General features: G+C 36.8%; 7 protein-coding genes. 2 read left to right on the forward strand and 5 right to left on the reverse strand.

Going from position 1 to position 9818, the window contains the following annotated elements; all coding sequences use genetic code 11:
• Positions 1 to 122: 122 nt before the first annotated feature.
• Together LI954_RS11485 and LI954_RS11490 are read right to left on the reverse strand one after the other, a co-directional pair.
• Complete coding sequence (locus LI954_RS11485) at positions 123 to 2153, reverse strand: heavy metal translocating P-type ATPase (RefSeq protein WP_229444544.1); 2031 nt, start codon at positions 2151 to 2153, stop codon at positions 123 to 125.
• A gap of 189 nt (positions 2154 to 2342) precedes the next feature.
• Complete coding sequence (locus LI954_RS11490; RefSeq protein WP_229444536.1) at positions 2343 to 2906, reverse strand: hypothetical protein; 564 nt, start codon at positions 2904 to 2906, stop codon at positions 2343 to 2345.
• Between the two features lie 206 nt (positions 2907 to 3112).
• On the opposite strand from LI954_RS11490, the gene LI954_RS11495 reads away from it, so the two are divergent.
• Both LI954_RS11495 and LI954_RS11500 read left to right on the forward strand, forming a co-directional pair.
• Positions 3113 to 3730 carry a helix-turn-helix domain-containing protein gene (locus LI954_RS11495; protein WP_229444537.1) on the forward strand — a complete coding sequence of 206 codons (618 nt, stop codon included), beginning with the start codon at positions 3113 to 3115 and terminating at the stop codon, positions 3728 to 3730.
• Positions 3731 to 3944: 214 nt separating this feature from the next.
• A complete protein-coding gene (locus LI954_RS11500; RefSeq protein WP_229444538.1) occupies positions 3945 to 5243 on the forward strand; it encodes a murein hydrolase activator EnvC family protein in 1299 nt (432 codons plus the stop codon).
• A 607-nt stretch (positions 5244 to 5850) separates the two neighbouring features.
• On the opposite strand, the gene LI954_RS11505 is transcribed toward LI954_RS11500, so the two are convergent.
• From LI954_RS11505 to LI954_RS11515, 3 genes are all read right to left on the reverse strand, one after another.
• Positions 5851 to 6486, reverse strand: a complete 636-nt coding sequence (locus LI954_RS11505) for a MarR family winged helix-turn-helix transcriptional regulator (RefSeq protein WP_229444539.1) — start codon at positions 6484 to 6486, stop codon at positions 5851 to 5853.
• 1749 nt (positions 6487 to 8235) lie between these two features.
• The gene (locus tag LI954_RS11510) at positions 8236 to 8466 is read right to left on the reverse strand and encodes a helix-turn-helix domain-containing protein (protein WP_229444540.1); all 231 of its coding nucleotides are present in this window, start codon (positions 8464 to 8466) and stop codon (positions 8236 to 8238) included.
• A gap of 987 nt (positions 8467 to 9453) precedes the next feature.
• Positions 9454 to 9818: IS3 family transposase (locus LI954_RS11515; RefSeq protein ID WP_229444541.1), on the reverse strand; the 365-nt coding region annotated here is incomplete at its 5' end.

The raw sequence follows: 9818 nt of genomic DNA on the forward strand, positions 1-9818 counted from the left end.
GAACGGAATCAAGCTGTTTTGCAGCAATTCCATTCAAAAAATAAATAAAATCCAAAAATATGTCAGATAAATTTATTTGCAGTATATTTTAAAGTTCAAAACCAAATATCTATTTGTGCACTTCACTCACCTTTTATACGTAAGGTCATCGCATTGGATGCAACAATTATCGTACTTAAAGACATAAGTATCCCTCCGACAGCTGGATTTAAAAGAATACCAATTGGTGCTAATATTCCAGCTGCCAGAGGAATGGCCAAAATATTGTAACCTGCTCCCCACCATAAATTTTGAATCATTTTTCTTCGTGTATGCCTAGCCAGATCCAAAAGCCGAAGAATGTCCAACGGATCACTGTCAATCAGAACAACATCTGCTGACTCAATTGCAACATCTGTTCCTGCACCGATTGCGACGCCAATTGTTGCACGAGCAAGACTGGGCGCATCATTAATCCCATCTCCCACCATCATTACTTTATAATTGTTCTGAAGATATTTTTTCACTTGTGCTTCTTTATCCTCTGGTAAGAGCTCACTATAAAATTCAGTTATTCCCAGATAGTCCGCAACTATTTTAGCTGAAACGTTGTTATCTCCAGTCAGCATAACCGGCGTTATCTGCTGTTCTTTCAAACGACTGATGAATTCCTTTGCTTCTGGTTTAACTATATCCCCCAAAGCAATCAATGCAACAAGTTGATTATCTATTAATAAATAGCTCAAGGTATTCCCCTGCTCTAAATACTTTTGCTTTTTCTGTTGATTTATCGAAAAAGAAAGATGAGCCAGCTCCTTTTCATTGACAATTTTTACTGTTTTTCCATTGACATTCCCCGTCAGACCGACTCCTGAGAGGCTCTGTAGCTTTTCTATATTGTATGGCTTTATCTTTTCTTCTTTCAGATAGTTCATGATACCAATAGCCAAGGGATGATTTGCATTGCTTTCCAATGCCCCAATATATTTCAGGCTTTCTTCACGACTATACAACTGAGAAAACAATTCTATTCCAGTAACAGTAAATTTGCCTTCGGTTAGAGTTCCCGTTTTATCCAAAAAAATATATTGTAAATCATTTGCACGTTCCAATGCGTTTCTATTCTTAATCAAAAGACCGTGTTTAGCTGAAATAGACATGGACCGGGCAACTACTAAAGGGATCGCCAATCCCAATGCATGTGGACAGGCAATAATAAATACTGTGACCATTCGTTCAAACGCTGCCGCCAAATCTCGTGCCAAAAAGAACCAGATAACAAATGCTGAAATTCCGACTGTCAATGCTACATAAAAAAGTGCTCTTGCAACTTTGTCTGACAATGATTCCAGTTTAGATTTTTCTGACTGGGCCTGAACAACGAGATTCATGACTTTCGATAAATAGCCGGATTCTCCGACTCCTACTACTTCAATTTCAATTGAGCCGCTGCCGTTAATAGATCCTCCGATGACTGTTTGACCCTCTAACTTGCTGACAAGATGAGCTTCTCCCGTTACCATTGATTCATCCACGGAGGTCTGTCCTTTGATGATTCTGCCGTCAGCTGGAATCTTATCTCCAGAACGAATAACCAAGTGATCGCCTTTTTTAACTTCATCCAGAGGAACCTCTTCCTCCTGACCTTCAACATTCATGCGATATACAGTATCAGGTAAAAGAGCAGCCATTTCGTTGAGAGCATCCCCAGCATTGGACACTGCATTCATTTCAATCCAATGTCCCAGCAGCATGATGACAATCAGCGTTGCCAGTTCCCAAAAAAAATCCATTACATGATCTTTCGGAAATAGACGATTCATAACAAATGCATATAAACTGTAAAAATAGGAAACTGTTATCCCCATAGCAATCAGCGTCATCATGGCCGGGGCTTTTTGATGCAGTTCTGATTTGGCTTCTGTTAAAAACGGCTGTCCGCCATAAACAAACAAAATAGTTGCCAAAATTAAAATCAGCCAGTCTGATCCTTGAAATGTAAATTGAAAATGTAAATCTATACCCATCATAGGAGATAGAAAAATGATAGGGATTGCCAAAACGAGTGATAACCAAAACTTCTTTTTAAAATCTCCCATGTGCATGGAATGGTCCATGGCTGACATATCATGTCCAGATGAATGCACATGTTGATGTTCAGCAGACTCAGTCATAACTGTATCATGCATCTTCGCATCCTGCCCTGCCACGTTCGGAGTTCCTTGTTCCAAGCTGTGATTATGATCTTCTTCCATAGCAAGTCATCCTTCCTCAAATTTTCTTTGAAAGATTTCTCTCACTTAATTAGAGGATAGCACAAGATGAATTCTCATTACACTAATAGACTCTCTCTGTTGTAAACCTTAATTTGACCTTATCGAACGAAGCTGCCAAAGTGTGTACTCTTTGAAATAGCCCAGATATTTCATTACACACCATATTGCATAATAGATTGAATGAAGTGGATTGGCAGAAGCTGATTCCATTTCTCTGTACATCAATTCTATTGATTTTCGATTGGGGGTGTATTTTTTCCTGAAACCGCCAGTCAGTGCATAAAAAATTTCAAAGCCCGGCTCCTTTTTTAAACGTGAAGGAGCTTTTTTTAATAATCTGTTCCTTTTTTTGCGTAGATTATTCAAAGCCTGTTCTTTTAATGATTCATCTTCTGCTTTTTGGATGAGCAGCTTGCAAAATCTTCTATATTCTTTTTTGACAATATGCTTATAAGCCATGCATGCCTGATTCATCCCTTTATAAAATACAGTCGCAACGAACAATTTTTGAACAGTCTCTTCATATTGCTGAGTACAAGAATCGAGGGATCGAGGATTTAAATCAGCAGCTGAGCTTGTTTGGTTCAATTCATTTATTATACGATATACTTTTTGCCTGTTTCTTTCTTCTATAATCTCTGTTCCTTTCATAGCTCCTCCTTAAAAATGAATTTATTTTGGCATTCAAAAAAACTAAATTCCAGAAACATTATCACCAATAATTGAAAATATTTCGGTAATAAAATGATATCATGATTATTATGTGAACTCAATAGAAAAATGAAGAAAAAACGGGATGAAGAGATGGAAAAAATATGGTATATTTACCTATAAAGACGTTATCGGAGGTACGATCAGTGGCAGACAACTTAATAGAAGTAGGAAATCGCATAAGAGGTATTCGTCGGAAACATAATTATTCCATGGCTTCCTTTGCAAAACTAGTTGGGAATTCAAGTGCAAGTACAGTGAATAACTGGGAAAAGGGAAATAATCTGCCAAAAACTGACAGATTGGAAAAAATCGCTATTTTAGGAAATACAACAGTAGAATGGATCAAATTCGGAGACTTTAAAAATTACGTGGAGAATTTGCTGACAGCGTCTACACCCTCTCTTAGAATCTCTGAAGAGCAGCTTGATCAATTAATTAATACATTGCATGCAAGACATATCTCTTACGGTGATGATCTGAAAATTTTAACAGAAGCAAGAACTGTGTTTCCTAAATTATTCGAACAAGTCTATCCTTATCAGCTGTCAGAAGCTCACTCTTTGATTGCAGAAAGTGAACCGGAATATCATATTGAAAGTGACAGCAACTATCGTAAACAGCTGCTGCCGCTTATTGACAAGCTTTCAAAAGAGCCTCAAAAGATGAAACTATGGGCTGCAGGTGCTGAACTTCTAATAGAAGATGATTCCAGATTTATCAACCTTTTACAAAACTATATTAATGAAGATACACCAAAATGACCATTTGAAAAAACAGCTGCCTATGTTACAATTATTTCTGGTCTTTTCTTTCTGATTAAAAATATTAAAATACAGCCTTGTTTTAATATTTTTAAGGTATACTAATAATTAGAATTCATTCAGCAGATTTATGCTGTAAAAAAATAACTCATTAATAACACATTTATAAGAAAAGAATATGTAATTTTATCTATAAAGAAGTGAGGATTTAGATTTGAAAAAAAAGATTATTTTGACTCTTTCATTTGTTTTACTATTAAATGCTGCACCTGTTTCAGTTTTTGCTGAATCAATCGACAACAAAATTGAAGCAAAGAACCAAAAAATCAACGAAATCATTAACTCTCAGAAAGAAACTTCCGACTATGCAGCTCTTCTGGAAAAAGAAATTGCTGCACTTGAAAAAGAATACTATGCTGTCTTGGCAGAGAAACAAGATACTGAACAGCAGCTTAATACAATGAACACCGAAATTGCTGCACTTGAAGTAAAGATTGAAAAGCGCAGCGAACAGCTTGAAGCACAGGCACGTGCAACTCAAGCAGGTCAGGATACATCAATGATTTCTGTTTTGTTAAATGCCACATCCATTTCTGATGCGATTTCAAAAGTTTTAGCTGTAAATACAATCGTTACTGCAAACAACGATATTATTCAAGCTCAGAAAGCAGATAAAGAGGAATTAAATCTCTTAAAGAATTCCCTTTTGGAACAGGTAAAAGTGTTGGAAGCGAAAACAGCTGAACTGGCTGAACAAGAAGATGCTCTTGCTCAAGCAAAGCTAGATCAAGAAATTAAGTTGAATGAACTTGCAGCCAGTTTGACAAAAGAAACGGCTGAAAAAAAACAATTTGAAGAACAAAAGGCTGAAGCCGAACGAAAGAAACAAGAAGAGCTTAAAGCACTGGAAGAACGAAAGAAAAAAATGGCTGAAGCTCAAGCCTTAGCAGAACAACAAGAAAAAGAACGCCAGGCAGCAGCTCAAAAAGCCGCTGAAGAAGCGGCTGCACAAGCTGTTGCAGATGAATCAACAGCTACTGCCGCTGTTCCCGAAACAACTGGAACGACACCTTATGAAGATACAAATAATACAAACACTGATTATACAGAAACAAGCAGCGGCTGGAGAACGCCCGTTGCCAGTGTAGTTGTTACTAGTGGATATGGTTATCGTCAAGATCCAACCGGACTTTCCGGTACTTTCCATGAAGGGATTGACTTTGGCGGAAGCTCAAGTACAGTTATTATGGCTGCTGCCACAGGAACAGTTGCCTACGTAGGATATGACAGTATGTCAGGAAACTGCGTAATTATTAAGCACAGTAATGGATATTATTCAATGTATGCTCATCTTAGCAGCACAACTGTCAACCAAGGACAATCAGTAAGTATCGGACAACAAGTTGGGTATATGGGTACAACTGGAAATTCAACAGGAGTTCACTTGCACTTCGCTATCTCAACTGGACTTTGGTCTGGCTATGTAAATCCAGCTCCTTTCTTAGGTCTTTAATTAAAATAGCAAAACATACCAGAATTAGCGGGTAGGTATTCGACGGAATATCTTACCCGCTATTGTCTATTGATAGAGTATGGCGAAAGTGAACGGAAGCTCAAGCATGACCTACGAACTTCAAGTCTGTATATAAAAAAAAGCAACCTACCCTAAAAAAAGAGGAGATTGCCGCAGCCGCCTGTATGAGCAAGCTTCTGAAGTACATGTATTCCATAGTCTGAAATTATACAGTATACGCCAATGTGTATACAACCTCCAGCCATTAATAAGAACAAATGCTTATGAGCAGATTATGTCACAGACCAGATAAAAATTTCAGATAGTTACCTGATGTATCCTCTAGCCCCTATTTTTTTACATACTTGAAAAATCAAAGAGCTTTTTATTACCTCCTTGACTAACCGTAGAAAATACGATTAGAGCATTAGTATTCCTGACTCCTTAAAGATATTCCAGTCTCTGTGTGCTTCAAGGATCAGAATAAGGTGAGAACCGTAGAAGCAAAGCCCTTCGTTCCCCTAGAAAATCAAAGATTTTTACAACCTCGTTCTTCTATATTTTAACTGAGTATTTTAGCTTCTCCTAATTTTGAAGCAACTTCATCCTATTCATCTTCAATTCCTCCTGAACAATCAGGCCCAAATCTATGAGGAAATCCTCCAAATCCAGAATAACCCTGAAAGTCTCCAAGTTCTCCATCTCTTCCGTGAGGATGAAAATCTTCTATTCTCCGTTTTCCAAATCCTCTGCAATGCCCTTCAAATCCACCAAATTCAGAATGACTATATTTCCCTGAATGCATAGCATCTTCAGGAAGCTCATCCTTAATCGCCCTGGCCAGCTTTGCAATAATTGCTTCAAATTGTTCCCGTTCTTCTTGGCTAAGTAAGTCAAAAATATTTTTTTCTTCTACATTATTCATTTTTTCTGCTTCATCTGCACCAGCTTCTGTTAAGGTAATAATCATAACACGACGATCAGTTTCAGAAGGTTTTCGAGTAATAAATTCTGCTTTCTCCAGCTTTGTCAATAATTCTCCAAGTGACTGTGGTCGCATATCTAATAAATAGGTCATTTCCTTTTGACTAATTTCAGGCTGCAACTTCAAAATACTTAAAATCCTTCCTTGACCACGATGTGGATTGCCGCGTGGTCCCTCCTCTCTTCTCTTCCAAGCAAAATATCTATGCAGCAATGTTTCAAATTTCAAGTAATATTCCAATAAGTTTGAATTTTCCATTCGATTTCCTCCAGCTTCAATTAAATCCCTTTCACTATATATAAGGTACCTTTGAAACATACATTACAGGTACCTTAATAAAAAGTCAACTTCTATTTTACTCTCCAGTTTACAGAATACGGTTTATTCGGTTTTAAGGGTTCTAGATATACTAATGTCACAGGTCCCTTAGAGCTTCGTCCAGTATTCTGCTAAAACAAGTGGACACACACTATTTAAAGGAGAGTGGGACAGAAATAAAGTTCCAAGCTCTCTTCGTATCTACCCCCAAATAAACGGCAGTACAAAAGTGGAACTGGCAATTCCACTACAAATTTTATATAAAGGGAACTGGCAAAAGCAGCTGCTTATTCCCTATCTCCCTTTAACCTTGCAGAAATTCTTGACCGTCCAATCTTTTCGTTTTTCACTAACTCAAACATAACTCTTACCATTTCTTAATAGGAAAATGTTCTCTTAACAGACTGCTCTTATTTAACAGTAGTATAATATGCGGACATAACATTCGAATATCTGATAGGAACTCTTCACCTTTTTTGAACAGCCAAAATATTTTTGGAAGTGACAATTCTTCTTTTTAGCTTAACACATTTTTTTATAAGTGATCCTTAAATTTTGCAGGACCATTCTTGTAATCCTGTCTAGGAAACCACTTAAATCTTTTTGGTTTATGTCTTATTCATAAAAGTAGTAACGTTATCTGTAACAAGAGTACCACCAAAAACTCCCCGTTTTCTTATCAAATTCTTAAATAACACTCATTATTCATTCATAAAAATATGCGAATTTGCATATCTTGTTCACACTAAATTATTATTTACCAGTTATACTAATTAGCATGAGGGAATATCTTGGGGAAGAGATTTTCTTAACAATGCGTAACATCATTTCCAATATGAGTCTGCTTTCTAAAGTCATTGGTAGTTAGTGCACATAGTTCTAATTTGCAGCACAGTTATTTTTTACAGAAAAAAATATATTCTCCACACTACTAACTATCAATCTTTGCTGATTGCCTTATGGTGGTCAGTTTTTTTATTTTTCATTTCCCTATTTAGAAGAAATAATCATGACAATTGTCCAGTGTATTGATCGCTTCAAAACCAAGCTATGCTTCTAATCCAAGAAATGTACAGCCTATCTGTATTACATATAAGACTACTGGATAGGCGACGAGCATTCGAAGAAGCGTAGGAGCAAGTTCTTGTATGACCTTAAGACATTCGCCAGTATAAATGCATTGCATACCAGCCTGCTAGCTTGTTACTGAGTAAACAAACAGGACTAGCCATCCCACTAGCATCAGTGAGACTGACAATTTTGCTCAAGAAGACCCTTGTTGAGCTTTATCCATCTAGTCAATATTAGAATCGAAAGAAAGAACAATTTAAAAACTGGCACAACACTTAAATTTCTAAACGAATCATATTCGTTATCATATTCAAACGAATAATAGAAAAAGCTAAGTCCTTATATATCAAGGGCTTAGCTCATATATTCTTACTTTTCTTCTTCTTCACTCATGAATGATAGCCAGATTTCACTAGATTTTTAAGGGTATCATCTCATTAATTAACTCAAAAATAGAAGAAGAAAAACAGCATTGAATTTCATAGGTTTTGATGTATTTCGTATTCAATATCGTAATCACTAAAAATTCTCATAAGCGTGGGGCGCTCATACATAAGGCTACAACATAAAAAGGATGGTAAAGAGCCATCTTTTTTGTACCTACATTCAGGGCTTACCCTATTTCTTTGATAGTTTCAAAATTTTTGATATATCATCAATTTCCAAAGCATCTGCGATCCGTTCGATATGCTCTAAATAAATCTTCTTTCGTTTTCCATTCGTAAGGTTACTTAAATTTGATGGTTCTATGCCGGATAGCCTCGCCAATTCTCTTAATGACATATTCCTTTCAGCCAATAGCTTATTTATTAGTATCTCCACTTTTATTTCATGATGATCTACACCCATTAGAATTTCCCCCATATCCAAAATTTTGTTGTCTGTATGAACATGATATAGTAAGATACTCCTGTGCTGTTGTTTATATAGACATGAGTTTTAGTAGTATGGAGGTGCGGACAATAGAAAAACAGCAAGGCAAAATGGTTAAAAACAAGCAACCGGTTAAAAAGATTACTCACCAGGATATTTATACCTTGTACGACCTGGTGGAACACTCAATTCATGGAAAGAGCCGCTAAAACTATTAGAAAGCTTTTTCGGCTATAAGAAGCGGCCAGTTAACAAGCAGCAACTAGCCAAATAATACTATGCACAGGCGAAAATTTTCAATGCTTTCGTTGTCGATTTTCATGAGTTAACCAATAAAATAGACGATCAAATATCTAGTTTAAGATAAAGCGAAAAACTCTAAGGAGTGCAAAGCGTACCGGATGAACCTTACTCAAAAACAGGAGTGAGGTTTTTCTGTATGCGACTGTATATATAAAATAAAAGTCAGGTTTTGTCAGGTTCTGGACATTTCAACGTTCCGATTGAAAAGAAGCGTTCCAAAAGAAAGAAATGTCTATAAATCCCCTTACTTTAGGCTTTCTATCCGTGTTGTTTTGAAATTAGACTGTGTTTGTTTTGTGTTTCATTTTGAAATGTTATACTATTCCTATCAGCAAGTAGTTTGCTGAAATATACTTGATTGAAATGAAGTGTTCCTATGGGCTTATTTGCTTTAATTATTTCGGTATTATCCTCCGCTCTCTCGTTATACACTTTTGCTAACCAGCACTTTAACAGACTTTATCGTTTAGGGATATCGGCTGACAACTTCATGCCAAACATAAAAGAAGAGATTCTCTTTGCCAGGATTACTGGAATGGCAACCCTTTTCTTGACAGTTTTTATAAGGTGTCCGATTTCAATTCGCGTTATTGTCCGATTGTCCTTGACAATGAGCCTCCTCGGATATGAGGAATACCGGCAGAAGCTAATAATGAAACATTAGACTGCCTCGCTATCGCTATCATATCCGAGCTCCTCATCAAGGATTCGCTTCGCCAATCTCTGATTTCGATACCCTATTGGCGTCTCGTAACCTAATGTCCCATGCAGCCTCAGATGGTTCCACCAATGAACGTAATCAAATAGTTCCAGTTCCAATTGGTGAAGACTTTCAAACCGATGCTGTCGGACAAATTCTACTTTCATCGACTTATAGGTTGATTCTGCTACTGCATTATCATAGGGACACCCTTTTTTACTCAAGGATCGCTTGATTTCAAACCGATCTAACAGCTCAGTGATCGTTTGGTTATCAAACTCCTTTCCACGATCTGTATGAAAGAGTTCAACTTCTGTCAGTGGTT

Source organism: Enterococcus sp. CWB-B31, assembly GCF_020567645.1.
GTDB lineage: Bacteria > Bacillota > Bacilli > Lactobacillales > Enterococcaceae > Enterococcus_L.